The organism is Nonomuraea sp. NPDC049649 (genome assembly GCF_040675175.1).
Classification (GTDB): Bacteria; Actinomycetota; Actinomycetes; order Streptosporangiales; family Streptosporangiaceae; genus Nonomuraea.
In genome coordinates this window covers 393,057-409,528 of the sequence record NZ_JBFAOH010000001.1, presented here as the reverse complement: position 1 = coordinate 409,528, position 16,472 = coordinate 393,057, and the positions used below count along the sequence as shown (strand labels likewise).

Annotated in this window: 15 protein-coding genes; 7 read left to right on the top strand and 8 right to left on the bottom strand. The window is 69.6% G+C overall.

Annotation, left to right across the window (positions count from 1 at the left end; all coding sequences use genetic code 11):
• Positions 1 to 228: 228 nt before the first annotated feature.
• Positions 229 to 2,079, bottom strand: a complete 1,851-nt coding sequence (gene typA, locus AB0J42_RS01960; RefSeq protein WP_364287440.1) for a translational GTPase TypA — start codon at positions 2,077 to 2,079, stop codon at positions 229 to 231.
• 118 nt (positions 2,080 to 2,197) lie between these two features.
• Here typA and AB0J42_RS01955 point away from each other — a divergent pair, with 118 nt between their 5' ends.
• A complete protein-coding gene (locus AB0J42_RS01955; protein ID WP_364287437.1) occupies positions 2,198 to 2,959 on the top strand; it encodes an alpha/beta fold hydrolase in 762 nt (253 codons plus the stop codon).
• A 189-nt stretch (positions 2,960 to 3,148) separates the two neighbouring features.
• Here the strand turns inward: AB0J42_RS01955 and AB0J42_RS01950 are convergent, their stop codons facing one another.
• The 3 genes from AB0J42_RS01950 to AB0J42_RS01940 form a co-directional block, all read right to left on the bottom strand.
• Positions 3,149 to 4,582 carry an aldehyde dehydrogenase gene (locus AB0J42_RS01950; protein ID WP_364287434.1) on the bottom strand — a complete coding sequence of 478 codons (1,434 nt, stop codon included), beginning with the start codon at positions 4,580 to 4,582 and terminating at the stop codon, positions 3,149 to 3,151.
• A gap of 182 nt (positions 4,583 to 4,764) precedes the next feature.
• Positions 4,765 to 5,382: a hypothetical protein gene (locus AB0J42_RS01945; protein WP_364287431.1), complete on the bottom strand. Its 618-nt coding sequence runs from the start codon at positions 5,380 to 5,382 to the stop codon at positions 4,765 to 4,767.
• A 46-nt stretch (positions 5,383 to 5,428) separates the two neighbouring features.
• Complete coding sequence (locus AB0J42_RS01940; protein ID WP_364287428.1) at positions 5,429 to 6,580, bottom strand: transposase; 1,152 nt, start codon at positions 6,578 to 6,580, stop codon at positions 5,429 to 5,431.
• Between AB0J42_RS01940 and AB0J42_RS01935 the strand changes: the two genes are divergently transcribed.
• A complete protein-coding gene (locus tag AB0J42_RS01935) occupies positions 6,568 to 6,768 on the top strand; it encodes a toxin-antitoxin system HicB family antitoxin (protein WP_364288177.1) in 201 nt (66 codons plus the stop codon). The two genes, AB0J42_RS01940 and AB0J42_RS01935, sit on opposite strands and share 13 nt — an antisense overlap.
• 44 nt (positions 6,769 to 6,812) lie before the next feature.
• Here AB0J42_RS01935 and AB0J42_RS01930 read toward each other — a convergent pair whose 3' ends face one another.
• The gene (locus AB0J42_RS01930) at positions 6,813 to 7,496 is read right to left on the bottom strand and encodes a M14 family zinc carboxypeptidase (RefSeq protein WP_364287425.1); all 684 of its coding nucleotides are present in this window, start codon (positions 7,494 to 7,496) and stop codon (positions 6,813 to 6,815) included.
• A 247-nt stretch (positions 7,497 to 7,743) separates the two neighbouring features.
• Here AB0J42_RS01930 and AB0J42_RS01925 point away from each other — a divergent pair, with 247 nt between their 5' ends.
• Positions 7,744 to 8,619: a hypothetical protein gene (locus tag AB0J42_RS01925; RefSeq protein ID WP_364287422.1), complete on the top strand. Its 876-nt coding sequence runs from the start codon at positions 7,744 to 7,746 to the stop codon at positions 8,617 to 8,619.
• Here AB0J42_RS01925 and AB0J42_RS01920 read toward each other — a convergent pair.
• Positions 8,616 to 9,929 (bottom strand): GH1 family beta-glucosidase, encoded by a 1,314-nt coding sequence (locus AB0J42_RS01920; RefSeq protein WP_364287419.1) that lies wholly within the window; start codon positions 9,927 to 9,929, stop codon positions 8,616 to 8,618. The two genes, AB0J42_RS01925 and AB0J42_RS01920, sit on opposite strands and share 4 nt — an antisense overlap.
• Before the next feature lie 80 nt (positions 9,930 to 10,009).
• On the opposite strand from AB0J42_RS01920, the gene AB0J42_RS01915 reads away from it, so the two are divergent.
• Positions 10,010 to 10,660 carry a TetR family transcriptional regulator gene (locus AB0J42_RS01915; RefSeq protein ID WP_364287416.1) on the top strand — a complete coding sequence of 217 codons (651 nt, stop codon included), beginning with the start codon at positions 10,010 to 10,012 and terminating at the stop codon, positions 10,658 to 10,660.
• A gap of 142 nt (positions 10,661 to 10,802) precedes the next feature.
• On the opposite strand, the gene AB0J42_RS01910 is transcribed toward AB0J42_RS01915, so the two are convergent.
• Entirely contained in the window at positions 10,803 to 11,723 is a 921-nt protein-coding gene (locus AB0J42_RS01910; RefSeq protein WP_364287413.1) for an aldo/keto reductase, read from the bottom strand.
• 128 nt (positions 11,724 to 11,851) lie between these two features.
• On the opposite strand from AB0J42_RS01910, the gene AB0J42_RS01905 reads away from it, so the two are divergent.
• Together AB0J42_RS01905 and AB0J42_RS01900 are read left to right on the top strand one after the other, a co-directional pair.
• Positions 11,852 to 12,211: a MerR family transcriptional regulator gene (locus tag AB0J42_RS01905; RefSeq protein ID WP_364287410.1), complete on the top strand. Its 360-nt coding sequence runs from the start codon at positions 11,852 to 11,854 to the stop codon at positions 12,209 to 12,211.
• A gap of 117 nt (positions 12,212 to 12,328) precedes the next feature.
• A complete protein-coding gene (locus AB0J42_RS01900) occupies positions 12,329 to 13,078 on the top strand; it encodes a hypothetical protein (RefSeq protein ID WP_364287407.1) in 750 nt (249 codons plus the stop codon).
• Here AB0J42_RS01900 and AB0J42_RS01895 read toward each other — a convergent pair.
• Entirely contained in the window at positions 13,069 to 14,931 is a 1,863-nt protein-coding gene (locus AB0J42_RS01895) for an ABC transporter ATP-binding protein (protein WP_364287404.1), read from the bottom strand. The two genes, AB0J42_RS01900 and AB0J42_RS01895, sit on opposite strands and share 10 nt — an antisense overlap.
• 198 nt (positions 14,932 to 15,129) lie before the next feature.
• On the opposite strand from AB0J42_RS01895, the gene AB0J42_RS01890 reads away from it, so the two are divergent.
• Positions 15,130 to 16,425: an ABC transporter substrate-binding protein gene (locus tag AB0J42_RS01890; RefSeq protein ID WP_364287401.1), complete on the top strand. Its 1,296-nt coding sequence runs from the start codon at positions 15,130 to 15,132 to the stop codon at positions 16,423 to 16,425.
• Positions 16,426 to 16,472 lie beyond the last annotated feature (47 nt).

The window sequence follows — 16,472 nt, the reverse complement described above, 5'->3', positions numbered from 1 at the left end:
GGTGTGATTACGGTGTACTCGTCTTGACAGCGAGCGGCTTTTCTCAAACGCGAAGCAACGCCAATATCTGAATTCCCCCTGCTCGGGCGGCACACACCTCTCCAGAGAGGCAGGAGCAGCCCCGCTACCAGGGGATTCGCGGGCTTTACCGTTTTCCGCGCCGGTAAATGCGTACGGGTCATCCCGCCGTACGGAGAATGCCTCTCCACACGGCGGGATGACCCGTAGTCAGGAGCGCTTGGCGCGGGCCGCCATGCGGCCCCGCGTGGCGGCGTCGAGAATCACCTTGCGGATGCGGACCGCCTCGGGCGTGATCTCCACGCACTCGTCCTCGCGGATGAACTCCAGCGCCTGCTCCAGCGAGAGCACCCGCGGCGGGGTCAGCTTCTCCGTCTCCTCCGCCGTGGAGGAGCGCATGTTGGTGAGCTTCTTCTCCTTGGTGATGTTGACGTCCATGTCGTCGGAGCGGGAGTTCTCGCCGACGACCATGCCCTCGTAGACCTCGGTGCCCGGCGAGACGAACAGGGCGCCGCGCTCCTGGAGGTTGAGCATCGCGAACGCGGTGACCGGCCCGGACCGGTCGGCCACCAGCGAGCCGCTGGCGCGCGTGCGCAGCTCCCCGAACCAGGGCTCGTACGAGTCGAACACGTGATGCGCCAGGCCGGTGCCGCGGGTCTCGGTCATGAACTCGGTGCGGAAGCCGATCAGCCCGCGGGCCGGCACCGTGAACTCCATCCGGATCCAGCCGGTGCCGTGGTTGGTCATGTGTTCCAGGCGGCCCTTCCGCACGGCCAGGAGCTGGGTGACGGAGCCCAGGTACTCCTCGGGGCAGTCGATGGTGAGGCGCTCCACAGGCTCGCAGACCTTGCCGTCGATCTCCCTGGTGACCACCTGGGGCTTGCCGACGGTCAGCTCGTAGCCCTCGCGGCGCATCTGCTCCACCAGGATGGCCAGCGCCAGCTCGCCGCGGCCCTGCACCTCCCACGCGTCGGGCCGCCCGGTGGGCAGCACGCGCAGCGACACGTTGCCGACCAGCTCCCGGTCGAGGCGGTCCTTCACCATGCGGGCGGTGACCTTGCTGCCCTTGACCTTGCCGACCAGCGGCGAGGTGTTGGCGCCGATCGTCATCGAGATGGCGGGCTCGTCGACGGTGATGAGCGGCAGCGGGCGCGGGTCGTCGGGGTCGGCCAGCGTCTCACCGATCATGATGTCGGGGATGCCGGAGATGGCGATGATGTCGCCGGGGCCGGCCTCCTCGGCGGGCTTGCGCTCCAGCGCCTCGGTCATCAGCAGCTCGGTGATCTTCACCTTCTCGATGCTGCCGTCGGTGCGGCACCAGGCGACCTGCTGGCCCTTGGTCATCCGGCCCTGGTGGATCCGGCAGAGCGCTATCCGGCCGAGGTAGGAGGAGGCGTCGAGGTTGGTGACGTGCGCCTGGAGCGGCGCGCTCGGGTCGTAGGTCGGCGCCGGGATCGTCGACTTGATGATGTCGAAGAGCGGCCCCAGGTCGGGCGACGCGGGCATCTCGCCGTCGGCGGGGCGCTCCAGCGAGGCCCGGCCCGCTTTGCCCGAGGTGTAGACGACCGGGAAGTCGATCTGGTCGTCGGTCGCGTCGAGGTCCATGAACAGCTCGTAGACCTCGTCGAGCACCTCGGCGATGCGGGCGTCGGGCCGGTCGACCTTGTTGATGCAGACGATCACCGGCATCTTCGCCGACAGCGCCTTGCGCAGCACGAACCGGGTCTGCGGCAGCGGGCCTTCGGAGGCGTCGACCAGCAGCACCACGCCGTCGACCATGGACAGGCCGCGCTCGACCTCGCCGCCGAAGTCGGCGTGGCCGGGGGTGTCGATGATGTTGATGGTCATGCCGTCATGGCGCACGGCGGTGTTCTTCGCGAGAATGGTGATGCCCTTCTCGCGCTCCAGGTCGTTGGAGTCCATGACCCGGTCGTCGACGTCCTGGTTCGCGCGGAACGCCCCGGACTGCCAGAGCATGGCGTCGACCAGCGTGGTCTTGCCGTGGTCGACGTGCGCGATGATCGCGATGTTCCTCAGGTCGTCGCGGCTGTTCAATGGCATGGTGAGTCTCGCTCTGTAGGTGTCGGGGCCGGCCGCGCGAACTCGCGACCACATAATTCTAGTTGATCCCTCCGATGCCCTGCGCGGCCGAGCGCGCGCCGGTATCTAAGCTCGGAGCATGCCGTTCGCGCCCAGCTTTCCCGTGATGCTCAGGACCGACGACGGGGTGCGCATCGACGCCGCGCACACGCCCTGCCGCGAGGGCGGGGCGCTGGATACGGGGATCGTGGTGGCGCACGGGTTCACCGGGTCGTGGCGGGAGCGGACCGCGCGGCGGATCGTGCACGTGCTCAGCGAGTACGGGGGAGTGCTCGCCTTCGACTTCCGGGGGCACGGCCGCTCCGGCGGCGAGAGCACGGTCGGCGACAAGGAGATCCTGGACGTCGCGGCGGCCGTCCGCCACGCGCGGGTGGTCGGCTACCGGCGGGTCGCGGTGGTCGGGTTCTCGATGGGGGCCGCCGTGGCGGTGCGGCACGCCGGGCTCCGCGGCGGCGTGGACGCGGTGGTCGCGGTCAGCGGCCCGGCCCGGTGGTACTACCGGGGCACCCGGCCGATGCGCCAGGTCCACTGGGCCATCGAGCGGCCGCTCGGCCGGTGGGCGGCCCGGGTGGCGAAGCGGACCCGGATCGCGGTCGGGCGCTGGGACCCGATCCCGATGCCGCCGCACGAGGCCGCCGGGCTGGTCTCTCCGGTGCCGCTGCTGATCGTGCACGGGGACGCGGACGCGTTCTTCCCGCTGGACCACCCCCGGCAGCTGTACGAGGGCGCGCGGGAGCCGAAGGAGCTGTGGATCGAGCCCGGGTACGGTCACGCGGAGTCGGCGGCGACCCCCGAACTGGTCCGCAGGATCGGAAAGTGGATCTCTTCGAACCTTCCCTGAGTAAAACACGTCTACCTAGGGCGGATGGCAGCAAACCGCAGGGAGAAGTTCGAGATGCGACAGACCCGGCCAAAGCCGGGCGTGGTTCATACTTCTCGTAGTCGTCTGGTCTCCCAGCGTCGCGGGGGCGCGCTGGGTCGCCGTCCGATGCGCCCGAGGGGCCCCTGGGTAGGGCCCCTCGGTGCGCGATCAGCCCAGCCGGGCGATCGTCTTGTACTCCAGGTAGCCCGCCAGGCCCTCGGGGCCGAGCTCGCGGCCGAGGCCGCTGGCCTTGTAGCCGCCGAATGGCGCGCCCGTCTCGATCATGTAGCAGTTGACGCCGTAGGTGCCGGTCCGCACCTGCCGGGCCACCTCCATGCCGCGCTCGGTGTCGGCCGTCCAGACCGTCCCGGCCAGGCCGTACTCGCTGTCGTTGGCGATCCGCACCGCGTCCGCCTCGTCCTCGTACGGAATGACGGCCAGGACCGGGCCGAAGATCTCCTCGCGGGCGATGCGCATGTCGTTGGTGACGCCGGCGAAGACCGTCGGCGCCACGTACCAGCCGCGGTCGCGCGGCCGCTCCAGCCCGCCGACGACGACCTTGGCGCCCTCGTCCATGCCGATCTTGATGTAGCCCTCGACCCGCTCCTGCTGCCGCTTGGCGACCAGCGGCCCGATGCCGGTGGCCGGGTCGGCGGGGTCGCCGACGGGCTGGGAGTTGACCATGTTGGCGACCGCCTCGACGACCTCGTCGTAGCGGTTGCGCGAGGCCAGGATGCGGGTCTGCGCCACGCACGCCTGGCCGTTGTTCATCAGCGAGGCGATCGCCAGCATGCCCATCGAGGAGGCCAGGTCCGCGTCGTCCAGCACGATCGCCGCCGACTTGCCGCCCAGCTCCAGGCTGACCCGCTTGAGCTGCTCGCCGCAGAGGGCGGCGATGCGCCGGCCCGCCGCCGTGGAGCCGGTGAACGCCACCTTGTCGACGTCCGGGTGCGACACCAGGTGCTCGCTGACCTCGCGGCCCGCGGGGACGATGTTGAGCACGCCCGCCGGGACCCCGGCCTCCTGTGCCATCTCGGCCAGCAGGTACGCGTCGAGCGGCGTCTCGGGGGCCGGCTTGAGCACGATCGCGCAGCCGGCCAGCAGCGCGGGCGCGACCTTGGTCATGGTGACGAACTGCGGGACGTTCCACGGCACCACGGCCGCCACCACGCCCACCGGCTCGCGGCGCACCGTCACCGGCCCGAACACGCCGGGCCGCTCCTCCTCCTGCTCGAACGTGGCGCCGAGCTGGGCGTAGTACTGGAGCATGCCCAGCGGCTGCGGCGCCTGGGCGAGGTTGGAGAACGTGATGGGCGAGCCCATCTCCTCGGTGATGAGCGCGGCCATCTCGCCCTGCCGCTCGGCGTAGATCTCGGCCAGCCTGCCGATGACGGCCGCCCGCTCGGCGAACGTCATGCGCGGCCAGGGGCCGTGGTCGAAGGCCTCGCGTGCCGCCGCCACCGCCCTGTCCACGTCCGCGGCGGTGCCGTCCGGGACCCGGCCGACGACCTCCTCGGTGTGCGGGCTGATCACCTCGATCGTGCCGGTGCCCGCCGGGGTCACCCACTCGCCCCCGATGAACAGCGTGTCGTGCTGGCGCATGTCGTGAGCCTCCTGCCGGAACCGAATGCATCCTTCGCAGAAGTGACCGAATCATGTTCTGTCCAGGCACGCAAGAGGGGCGCGGCAACCGGTGCCGCGCCCCTCCTCAGGCGGTCAGCGCCGCCCGTGCAGCAGATGCGCCATCGACCGCTTCACCAGGTCGGTCCTGGTGGCCTGGTCGATCAGGCTCTCCGCGCCGAACCCCAGGTAGACGGTGTTCTCGGTGGTGATGCCCGCGCCCTCCTCGAACACCTGGCGCGCGGGATGATGTCGTCGCCGGTCTCCCAGATGACCGCCTTGTAGTGGCTGAGCACGCCGAGCGGGTGCGGCGCCTTCCGCCCCATCTTGTCCATGTCGTACACGTCGGAGCTGTAACCGGCCGCCTGGAGCGCCTGCGCGTACGCCCCCGCGTACTTCGCCTCGGTCCCCTCCTGCGCCGGGGTCAGGCCGGTGACGTCCTCGGCGGCCAGCACGAGCACCTTGCCGCCGATGTCGTCATGGACCTTGTACGTGAACGACCCGCTCTTCTTGCCCAGGGAGCTGAACCAGACCTTGACCGTGTCGCCCGGCTTGGTGCCGGTGATCTGGCCGCGCATCCGGTGGTAGTAGCGGTCGTAGCCCTTGCCGTACCGCTCGCCGCCCCGCCACTCCTTGGTCGTCCTGACGTGCGTGCGGCCGTCGTTGACCTGGTAGTTCAGGAAGATCGGGCCGAGCTTGCGCTTGGCGTTGACCTGGACCGTCTGGTTCTTGCCTTGACGCGCTCCCCGGCCTGAAGGCCGGAGATTCAGTCCGTGCCGCACATGCGGCACCTCTGCGGCTTCCTGTTTCAACGGGTCCTGCCCTCCGCTAGGCGGCGGGTCTTACGGTCCCTCCGCAGGCGTTTAACCTCTCCGCCCGTCCAGTGGCGAGGATGTTCTTGGCGGCGTTGACGTCCCGGTCGTGGACCGCCCCGCACGGGCAGGCCCACGACCGAACGTTCAGCGGCATGGACTCGGCCAGCGCCCCGCACGCCGAGCACAGCTTGCTGCTGGGGAACCAGCGGTCGATCTTCACCAGGGTCCGGCCGTACCGGGCGGCCTTGTACTCCAGCATGCTCACGAACGCCGACCATCCGGCGTCGTGCACGGACTTGGCCAGCCGCGTGCGGGCCAGGCCCTTCACGCACAAGTCCTCCACCATCACCGCTTGGTTCTCGCGGATGATCCGGGTGGAGAGCTGGTGGGTGAAGTCCCGGCGCGCGTCGGCCACCCTCGCGTGGGCGCGGGCCACGCGAGCGACGGCCTTGGTGCGGTTGTTCGATCCCTTCGCCTTGCGGGACAGAGCTTTCTGCGCCTTGCGCAACCGCCGTTCGGCACGGCGGAGAAACCGGGGGTTGCCGACTTTCCGGCCGTCCGAGAGCACCGCGAAGTGCGTCAGCCCCAGGTCGATGCCCACCTCGGCGGCCGTCTGCGGCAGCGGCTCGGCGGGGGCCTCGACGACGAACGAGGCGAAGTACCGGCCCGCCGCGTCCTTGATCACAGTGACGCTGGAGGGCTCGGACGGGAGGCGGCGAGACCACTTCACCGGAACGTCGCCGATCTTCGGCAGGCGCAGTCTCCCGCCCGCTGTGATCGCGAAGCGGGCGTTGCGGGTGAAGCGAATCGCCTGCCGGTTGTCCTTGCGGGACCGGAAGCGCGGCGGGGCGACTTTCGGACCTTTCCGCTTCCCGGACGCCGACGCGAAGAAGTTCCGGTAGGCGGTGTTCAGATCGGCCAGCGCCTGCTGGAGCACCACCGCCGACACCTCGCCCAGCCAGGCCCGCTCCGGGGTCTTCTTCGCCTGCGTGATGACGCGCTTGGACAGCTCGCCGTCCGAGACGTACGGCAGACCGGCCGCGTGGGCTTCCTGCCGGGCGCGCAGCCCGTCGTTGAACACCACCCGGGCGCACCCGAACGCCTGGGCCAGCGCGGCGCGCTGGCCCGGGGTCGGGTAGAGGCGGAAGTTGTATCGGAGCTGCACGGTTCGATCTTACCCCGACTCGACACTATGATGGTGTCATGATTCGGATCACGCTCCGGCTTCCCGATGACGTCCACGCCCGGGTGGTCGCCCGCGCCGAGACCGAGCGGAGATCCCTGAACTCTCAGATCGTGCACCTGCTTGAGATCGCGCTCGCCGCGGACCAGTCGCACGACGAATCTCCTTGACGGCGATTCGTCTTTCCCTGCCCCGCTACGCGGGAGAGTCCGCTTCACCCCCGGCTTAAGGCCGGAGCACTACGGACGACCAGGTAGCCGTCGGGGTTGGCGACCGGGACGAACCAGAGCTCGGTCCGGTCCAGCAGGCTCCTGAGCTGCCTCTTGTTGGCCACCACGTACTTGAGCAGCCGCATGTCCACCTCGGTGGCGATCCACTCGCGGGCGTGCTGGGTGGCGGAGAACAGGGTGGCGGGCTTGATGCCGTCGGGCAGCAGCCGGGCCAGCGAGGTCACCTTGACGGCGAGGATGTCCTGGCCGCGGAGGGTCTTGCCGATCGACTGGAGCTCGACGACGTCCTTGTGGTCCTTGGCGATCTTCCTGAGCTGGTCGGCGATGCCGCCGCGCTCGGAGTAGGACTTGAACACGGTGTACCCGCTCGCCGCCTGGGCCTTGGCGGCCTGGAGCTGCGTCTGGCCCTGCGGGTTGCGGACCGGTTCGGGCCTGTGGCCGAGCTTTTCCAGCCCGTCGAGATCATTGGGGGTGGCGGTCAACTCGACGTGTTCCTTGCCGTCCCTGATCTCCTGCTGGACGACGTCGAAGCCCTGCTCCCGGAGGGTCTGGGCGGTGCCGAGCGGGCTGTCGAGCTCGTAGAGCTCGATCCGGTCGCCGGGCGGGAGGGGGTCCACGGACGCCTGGGCCGGCAGGGCGACCGTGGACGTGCCTAAGCAGAGGATCACGGCCGTGAGGAGGGTGAGTGAACGAGACACGGATTTCCGCCCCTTCGCAGATCGCGTACGAGCGACATCTCAATTCGCGTTGACCGCCTCGACAAGGCCCAATCTTTACTTCTGTCTTATCTCGGACACATTCCGGCAATTTTCGCTAATCGGGCAGGACTTCCCCTGTTGAGATGACAGCTTTCAAGATCATCTTCTATAGTTTCGGTTCGTCTACGAGGGGAGGGTGGGAGTGAAAGCCGGGCGTATGGCCGTTTTCGCCATCGTCCTGACCTGCTTGCTCGTCCTCCCCGCCCCCTCACCCGCGGCGGCCGACCCCAGCCCCGCCGAGCTGCGCAAGCTCACCCGGCAGGCCGCCCAGCTCAACGAGCGCTACCGCGGCTCGATCCAGAGCCTGGAAGAGATCCGCATCCAGGCCAAGAAGGCGGTCGACAACTCGGGCTCGCTGCAGCGGCGGCTGGCCAGGGCCCAGGCAGACCTGTCCGCGCTGGCCGAGAACGCCTACATCTACGGCCCGCTCGACACCAGCCGGCTCTTCGGCAGCGGAGTCCCTCCCCACCAGGCGCTCGGCCACGCGGCCAACCTGAACCACATGGTCGAGGAGCGGGCCGCCCGGGTCGCCGGCGTCAAGAAGCTCATCAAGGACGCCGAGAAGGCCAAACTCCAGGCCAACAGCAGGATCAAGAAGCTGCAGAAGGAGATCAAGGACTTCCAGAACAGGCGCCGCGAGCTCGACCGGCTGCTCGCCAAGTACGGCTTCCAGCAGCCCGGCAGCTCCAGCGGGCTCACCCAGCGCACGATCAACATGCGCGCCGAGGTGATGCAGAACTTCCCGATGCCGTACGGGGTCGGCTGCCTGCGCCCCGGCGACCCGGGCGAGCACGGCAAGGGCCGGGCCTGCGACTTCATGATCTCCCGCGGCATGGCCACCGGCGCCGAGCTCGCCCGCGGCGACGACCTGGCCGCCTGGCTCATCCGCAACGGCGACCGGCTCGGCATCATGTACATCATCTGGAAGCAGCGCTACTACGACATCAGGTCACGCCGCGGCTGGGCCCCGATGTCCGACCGCGGCGGCGTCACCGCCAACCACTGGGACCACGTGCACGTCTCGGTGTTCTAGTCCTCAGCTGCGGCCAGGAAGTCCCGCAGCCAGGCGTAGGAGGCCTTGGGGGTGCGGCGCTGGGTGGCGAAGTCCACGTGCACCAGCCCGAACCGCTGGTGGTAGCCCTCCGCCCACTCGAAGTTGTCCAGCAGCGACCAGACGAAGTACCCCCGCACGTCCACCCCCTCCCGCTGGGCCCGGCGCACCGCCTGGATGTGCCTCTCCAGGTACGCGATCCGGCCCCGGTCGTCGACCACGCCGTCCGGCCCCGGCACGTCCTCCTGGGAGCAGCCGTTCTCGGTCACGTAGACGGGCGGCAGCGCGTCCCCGTACCGGTCCTTGAGGTGGACGAGCAGCTCGCGCAGGCCGTCGGGCACCACCGGCCAGCCGAACGCGGTGGTGGGGTAGCCGGAGATCCCGGCGTCCTCGAAGGGCAGGCCGGCGTCGGCGGAGGGGGCGGCGATCCGGGTGGGGTTGTAGTAGTTGATCCCGATGCCGTCGAGCGGGGCGGCGATGATGTCCAGGTCGCCGTCGTGCACGGAGTCCAGGTTCGCGACCCCGTACGCCGAAAGATCCGGATATTTGCCGATAAGCACCGGATCGTTGAACAGGCGGTTGTGCAGGACGTCGTACGCCTCCGCCGCCGCGAGGTCCGCCGCCGCGTCCGACGCCGACCAGACGGGCGTGCAGTTGTTGGTGATCAGCACCTGCTCGGCGCCCGCCGCCCGCAGCGCCCCCACCGCCAGGCCGTGGCCCAGCAACTGGTGGTGCGCCGCCGGCAGCGCGCCGGTCATCAGGGCCCGGCCCGGGGCGTGGATGCCCATCGCGTACCCGTACGCCATGTGCACGAACGGCTCGTTGAGCGTGATCCACATCCGCACCCGGTCGGCCAGCCGCCCGGCGGCCAGCGCGGCGTACTCGGCGAAGCGGTGCGCCGTGTCGCGCGCCAGCCAGCCGCCGCCGTCCTCCAGCGCCTGCGGCAGGTCCCAGTGGAACAGCGTCGGCACCGGCGTGATCCCCGCCTCCAGCAGGGCGTCCACCAGCCGGTCGTAGAAGTCCAGGCCCCGGGCGTTCACCGGCCCGCTCCCGGCCGGCTGGACGCGCGGCCAGGCGATCGAGAAGCGGTAGGCGTTCACCCCGAGGCCCGCCATCAGCGCGACGTCCTCGGGCCAGCGGTGGTAGTGGTCGCAGGCCACGTCGCCGGTGTGGCCCTCCCGGGTACGGCCCGGCTCGTGAGAGAACGTGTCCCAGACGGACGGGCCCCGGCCGTCCTCGTCCGCCGCGCCTTCGATCTGATAGGCGGCCGTCGCCGTACCCCACAGGAACATGCCGTGCTCCCTCTGCGTTGAGTCCGGCTCATGTTAACCGAGGCGACCGTTACCAGGCGGTAATGAGCAAGGATGGAGACATGACGAGTACCTTGCGTCGCCGTCCGGCTCAGCGCCGCAGCCTGGAGCGGGTGGAGCGGATGCTCGACGAGTGCGCCCTCCTGCTCGACGAGGTCGGCTACGAGGCGCTGACCACCAAGGAGGTCGCCCGCCGCGCCGAGGTGCCGATCGGCACCTTCTACCAGTTCTTCCCGGACAAGCAGGGGCTCGTGCGGGCGCTGGCCCTGCGCAACCTGGAGGCGTTCCTCGGCCGCGTCACCGCGCGCATCGCCGAGCGCGCCGGCGCGGGCGAGCTCGGCCACTGGACCGAGCTGGTCGACCTGGCGATCGACGAGTTCGTCGCGATGAAGCGGACCACGCCGGGGTTCGGCGTGGTCGACTTCGGGGAGATCCTGCGCGCCCCCGGCGGGCCCGCCATCGAGGGCACCAACCGGATGCTCGACACCGCCCTGGAGAACAACGCGATCGTGGCCGACCGGCTGCGCGCCATCACCGTCGACCTGCTCGACGCGCCGGCCGGGCCGGCGCTCGACCGCGCGATCCTGGTCGCGGTCGAGGCCGCCGACGCCGTGCTCAAGCTGGCCTTCCGAGTCGCCCCCGATGGTGACCCGGAGCTGATCAGCGAGTGCAAGCACCTCGTGCGGGGTTACCTGTCCGCCCACCTGCCGTGATCTGGCAGCCCGGCCTTTTTCCAGGCCGGGCGCTGTGCTCGGGGCGGGCCTTTCCGAAGGTCGGGAACCCCGTCGGGGCGGGCCTTTGGGAACCCCCTCGGGCCGGGCGCTGTGAAGTGTGCCTGCGGCCCGCAGGCGGTCGTCAGCTGACGCCGTCGAGGCGGGACTTCAGCTCGTCGTCCAGCTTGATCCGCGTCGCGCCGATCGCCTCCTCCAGCTGGGCCAGGCTGCTCACGCCGACGATGGGCACGTGGCCGTCGGCCAGGAGCCAGGCCAGCACCACCTGGTTCGTGGTCGCGCCGAGCTCCCGCGCGACCTGGCGCAGGGTCTCCAGGCGGCGCGTCGTACCCGGGTGGTCGTAGATCTCCTGGATCGGCCGGTCCTCGCGCGTGTAGGCGCCGAACATCAGCGTGTTGTACGCCCAGAGCGTCACCCCGGTGTCCGCCAGGTAGTCCAGGTGCTCGTCCGTGGTGAGGGTGTGGCCGGTCTCGGGGATCACGGCGTTCGGGCGCGGGCGCAGGTAGGTGTGGCGGAGCTGCAGGTGGGTGTAGGGGGTGAGGCCGTTCGCGGCCGAGATGTTCCTGGCCCGCTCCAGTCGCCACGAGTGCAGGTTGCTCGCGCCGATCGCCCGTGTCTTGCCCGCCTTGACCAGCTCGTCGAAGGCCCCCAGGGTCTCCTCCAGCGGCACCGACCGGTCGTCGATGTGCGCCCAGTACAGGTCCGCGTGGTCGGTGCCGAGCCGGCGCAGGCTGCCCTCGATCGCGGTACGGATCGCGACGGCCGACAGTCCCTCGGCCGAGTCGAGCGTCGTGTCGCCGGGCACCGTGGGCCGCGCGCCCACCTTGGTGCTCAGGTACATCTGATCCCGGTTGCCCCGGGCGGCGAGCCAGGCGCCGATGGCCAGCTCACTCTCGTCGCCGGTGCGGCCGGGCACCCAGAACGGGTAGTTGTTCGCGGTGTCCAGCATCCGGCCGCCCGCCTCGGCGAAGCGGTCCAGGATGGCGAAGGTGTCCTTCTCGTCGACGGTGGTGCCGAAGGGGATGGTGCCGAGTGCGATATCCATGCCTTAGACGATGGATTCTGGAGCACGCTCCATGTCAACGACCCATTTTTTCCCGACTTTCCACCACAAATCGGACGTCTAGACCTGGAGCTTGACCTGGAGTTACTCCAGGTGCGATCCTTTTCTCCATGACCGTTTACACCCCCGCCGAAGTCGTGGAGGAGACCGGCTTCACCCTCGACACCCTGCGCTACTACGAGAAGATCGGCCTGCTCGAACGCGTCGAACGCAACGCCGCAGGCCAGCGCCGCTTCACCGAGCAGGACGTCGGCTGGCTCGGCATGCTCCGCTGCCTGCGTGACACCGGCATGCCGATCGCCCAGATGCTCCGCTTCGCCGAACTCACCCGGGCCGGCGACCACACCATCCCGGACCGCATCAAACTCCTCGAAGACCACGACCGCCGCGTCGAAAGCCAGATCGACAACCTCCTCGAACGCAAGCGCTACATCCGCAACAAGATCTCCTACTACCGCAGCGTGCTCTGACGGTTCGGTGTTCCACGAATGTCCGTCACGTTGTGTAATTGAAGTGCCACAATGGGTGTCATGCCGTCCCCCCGACATGACACTCTTGTCAAACTGTTCGCCGACCGCCCTCAGCTAGTGACGAAGATCCTGCGTGACCTCCTGGGCGCCGATCTTCCTGACACCCCGCTGATCCGGCGCGAGAACGCCAGCTTCAACACGCGCAACTCTGTGGACATCGCATCCGACCTGATCTTCACGATGGGAGCTCCCCAGAGTGCGGCCCATGCCGTCATCGTGGAGATGCAGCAGGGGCAGGCCAAGGACCCGCAGCAACTCGCCCGCTATGCCGCCGCCCTGTGGCTGCAATTGCGCTGTGACGTCACGGTCCTGATGATCTGCCCCGATCGCGCGGCTGCCGAGCACTATGCGAAGCCGATCGAGTCCGGTCTGAGCGGTTACTGCTTCCGGGCCCAGGTGCTGGGCCCGGACAGTGTGCCGTTCATCTCCGATCCTCAGGACGTCGTCGCGGATCCGGGGCTGGCGGCCTTGTCGCTCTTGATGCACGGCCGTGACGGGTTTCATAGGCCGTCTCGCGAAGAGCCGCCTGAGAGAGGGTTCATCACGTCCACCGGCTGGCCGGTGTTCACACCTTGGGCCCGCGAGCACTACGGTCGCGGCCACCAAGAAGGCATGGCCGAAGGCAAGGCTGAGGAAGCGGCGAAGTCGGTGCTGCTGGTGCTGGAGGCCCGAGGGGTCGGCGTCACCGACGAAGATCGGGCCCGGATCGAGTCCTGTGGTGATGTGGGGCAGCTGGAGGTGTGGCTCACCCGGGCCGCGACCGCGGAGACGGTGGGGGAGCTCTTCGAACCCGGGGGTCAGCGGTAGGCCGAGGCCTGCAAGGTGTAGAGCTCGGCGTAGAGGCCGTCGAGGGTCATGAGGGTTTCGTGGTCGCCCTGTTCCGTCACCTTGCCGTGCTGGAGGACGTAGATGCGGTCGGCGTGGCGGACGCTGGCCAGGCGGTGGGTGATGAGCAGGACGGTGCGGCCGTCGGAGTGGTGGCGGATGCGTTCGAAGAGGGCGTGTTCGGCGCGGGCGTCCAGGGCGGCGGTCGGCTCGTCGCAGATGAGCAGCTGGGCGTCGCGGTGGAAGCCGCGGGCGACCGCGATGCGCTGCCACTGGCCGCCCGACAGTTCGTGGCCGTCTTTGAAGCGGCGGTCGAGGAGGGTGCGGTAGCCGTGCGGGAGCCCGGCGATCACTTCGTCGGCTCCGGCGACGGCGGCGGCCGCGTGCAGGGCCGGTTCGCCTTTCTCGGTGCCCATCGTGATGTTGTACCGGGCGGCGAGGGGCCAGCGGGTGTGGTCCTGGGCGATCACGGCGGTGCGCAGCCGCAGGTCTTCCGGGCTGACGCCGCGCAGGTCGACGTCGTCCCAGAGGACGCTGCCGGTGTCGGGCTCGTACAGGCCTGAGAGGATCTTGGCGAGGGTGGTCTTGCCCGAGCCGTTCTCGCCGACGAAGGCGACGACCTCGCCCCGTTTGATCTCGACGCTGACCCCGCGCAGCGCGGGCTCGTCGGCGCCGGGGTAGGTGAAGGTGACGTTCTCGGCGGCGATGCGTTCGAAGCGCCCGGGGGCGGGGGTGCGGGCGGGGTCGGGCCGGCGCTGCTCGGCGTCGCGGCAGAACTCCACGAAGTCGGTGAAGTAGAGGCCCTCCTCGTAGAGGCGGTTCGTCGCGAACAGGAGGTTGGCCAGCGACTGGGAGCCGGAGCGGATGGCGAGGACGGCGGTGCCGGCGACGGCGAGCGGGATGGCGCCGACGGCCAGCAGGATGCCGAGGGCGACGTAGACCAGGCCGCTGCCGAGCCCGCCGAGCGCCTCGCCGGCCAGTTTGGCGAAGGTCTGCCGCCGGGCCAGCCGGAGCATGACGTCCTGTTCGGCCCTGGCCACCGCGTCGTACATGCGCAGCAAAAAGCCCCGCATGCCGAAGGAGCGGACCTCGGCCGCCGGTTCGCGGTCGGCCAGCAGCTCGGCGATGATCCATTTGCGCCGGACGACCGGGATCAGGGCGAACAGGGTCGAGTAGCGCATCCTGGCGCTCCGTACCGCTGCCCAGGCGTCGGGCAGCACGGCGAGCAGCAGTAACGGCAGCAGCACCGGATGGAGCACGCCGAGCACGCCGGCCACGGCGGCGATGCCGACGGCGGCGGTCACCACGTTGATGGCGGAGGTCACCACCGAGTCGGCCATGGCCACGCCGCGCAGCCGGGCCCGCTGGAGCGCGTCGTGGAACTCCGGGTCGTCGTAGGCGATGAGTTCGACGCGGCTGGTCAGGCCGTAGAGCCGTTCCTCGGTGAGCCGGCTGACCTGCGGGTCGAGGCGGGACTGAGCCCAGCCGGCGCCGGCGGTGACGAGGGTGCGGAGCGCGGCGGCGGTGGCGACCAGGATCAGGCTGGGCAGCGCCGCCACCACGCGGTCGGGGGTCGGGCCCTCGCTGAACAGGGCGTTGAGCACGCCCGCGGTCGCCAGCAGCCCGAACGCGGTGAACACGCCGCCCAGCAGGTTGAGCGAGACGGTGGCCGCGGTGTCGCGGGGGCTGGCTCGCCAGGCCATGCCCATCGCCTGGCGGATGAGGGAGGGGAGCCGCTTGGCGATGGTGAGGAATCCGACCCCGGCCATCTCGTCGGTGTGCGCGTGCCAGTCGGAGAGCGTGATCTCGCCCAGTTCGAGGGGCTCGTCGGCCATGGCGTGGAGTATTCCCGGCGGAAGGGCGGAATCCTCACGCGATGTTTCCTCGCGTCAGTCCCTCGCATTACGAGGGAGGTTGCCGAGCTGTTATGCGCACCTCCTTGACGCGTGCGCGGGCGAGATGGGTTGATGGCTGCTACTGACAACGTTGTCAACTCACCGGGGTTCGGGGGCTTCTCGAAGGGATGGTGTGCGATGAGACGACGGTGGATGGCAGCCGCCGCGATCACGTTCGCATGCGTGCTCGGCCTGTCCGCCTGCGGCGGCGGCGACGGCGGCGGCACGGCCGGCGGTGACGCGAGCGCCGGCGGCAAACAGCAGGTCGAGGTCTTCTCGTGGTGGACCGGCCCGGGCGAGGCCGACGGCCTGCAAGCCATGCGGGAGCTCTTCGAGCAGCAGAACCCCGGCCAGTCGTTCTTCGACGCCGCCGTCGCGGGCGGCTCGGGCGACAAGGCCAAGGCGCTGCTCGCCTCCAAGCTGCAGGCCGACACCCCGCCGGACACGTTCCAGGGCCACGCGGGCGCCGAGTTGCAGGGCTATATCAAGGCGGGCGACCTGGAGGAGCTGAACTTCCTCTATGACGAGCTGAAACTGCAGGACGTCTTCCCCGCTCAGCTCATCGAGCAGATCAGCGTGGACGGCAAGATCTACTCGGTGCCGGTCAACATCCACAGGTCGAACGTCCTGTGGTTCAACCCGTCCGTCCTCCAGGAAGCCGGCGTCGACGGCGCGCCGAAGACGATCGAGGAGTTCGTCGCCGCGCTGGAGAAGGTCAAGGCCACCGGCAAGATCCCGATCTCCATCGGCTCGGAGTGGACCGCGGTCCACCTGCTGGAGAGCGTGCTGCTCGGCTCGCTCGGCACCGACGCCTACAACGCCCTGTTCCAGCCGGGCGCCGACTGGAACAGCGCCGAGGTGACCCAGGCGCTGGAGAACTTCAAGACGATCATGTCGTACGCGGGAGACCCGCAGGACGACTGGCAGCCCGCCGCCAAGCAGGTGGCCGACGGCGAGGCCGCGTTCAACATCATGGGCGACTGGGCGTACGGCTACTTCCACAACCCGCCCGACGGCGGGCTCGGCAAGGAGTCGAAGAAGGACTTCGACTGGGCGCCGTCGCCCGGCACCGAGGGCACGTACCTGTGGCTGTCGGACAGCTTCACCCTCCCCAAGGGCGCCAAGAACCGTGACGGCGCCATCGCCTGGCTGAAGGTCGCCGCCAGCAAGGAGGGCCAGGACGCGTTCAACCCGAAGAAGGGCTCCATCCCCGCCCGCAAGGACGCCGACCAGTCGCTCTACACCGACTACCTGGCCGACGCGCTGAAGGACTGGTCCAGCGACAAGCTCGCCGGCTCCATCCAGCACGGCGTCGCGGTCAACCAGCCGTGGCTCGCCGAGATCAACACCCAGGTGGGCCTCTTCCTCGGCACGCAGGACGTGGCCGCGCTGCAGAAGGGCCTGGCGGACGCCGCCGCGGCCCACGTCCAGTAGGACGACGGGCACGGCAGGCGCGGCTCCGCGCCTGCCGTTCCTGTTGA

What these genes read in the sequence shown, in the direction of transcription:
- typA (WP_364287440.1), bottom strand. Translation starts at nt 2,079, where the DNA reads ATGCCATTGAACAGCCGCGACGACCTGAGGAACATCGCGATCATCGCG.
- AB0J42_RS01955 (WP_364287437.1), top strand. Translation starts at nt 2,198, where the DNA reads ATGCCGTTCGCGCCCAGCTTTCCCGTGATGCTCAGGACCGACGACGGG.
- AB0J42_RS01950 (WP_364287434.1), bottom strand. Translation starts at nt 4,582, where the DNA reads ATGCGCCAGCACGACACGCTGTTCATCGGGGGCGAGTGGGTGACCCCG.
- AB0J42_RS01925 (WP_364287422.1), top strand. Translation starts at nt 7,744, where the DNA reads ATGGCCGTTTTCGCCATCGTCCTGACCTGCTTGCTCGTCCTCCCCGCC.
- AB0J42_RS01920 (WP_364287419.1), bottom strand. Translation starts at nt 9,929, where the DNA reads ATGTTCCTGTGGGGTACGGCGACGGCCGCCTATCAGATCGAAGGCGCG.
- AB0J42_RS01915 (WP_364287416.1), top strand. Translation starts at nt 10,010, where the DNA reads ATGACGAGTACCTTGCGTCGCCGTCCGGCTCAGCGCCGCAGCCTGGAG.
- AB0J42_RS01910 (WP_364287413.1), bottom strand. Translation starts at nt 11,723, where the DNA reads ATGGATATCGCACTCGGCACCATCCCCTTCGGCACCACCGTCGACGAG.
- AB0J42_RS01905 (WP_364287410.1), top strand. Translation starts at nt 11,852, where the DNA reads ATGACCGTTTACACCCCCGCCGAAGTCGTGGAGGAGACCGGCTTCACC.
- AB0J42_RS01895 (WP_364287404.1), bottom strand. Translation starts at nt 14,931, where the DNA reads ATGGCCGACGAGCCCCTCGAACTGGGCGAGATCACGCTCTCCGACTGG.
- AB0J42_RS01890 (WP_364287401.1), top strand. Translation starts at nt 15,130, where the DNA reads ATGAGACGACGGTGGATGGCAGCCGCCGCGATCACGTTCGCATGCGTG.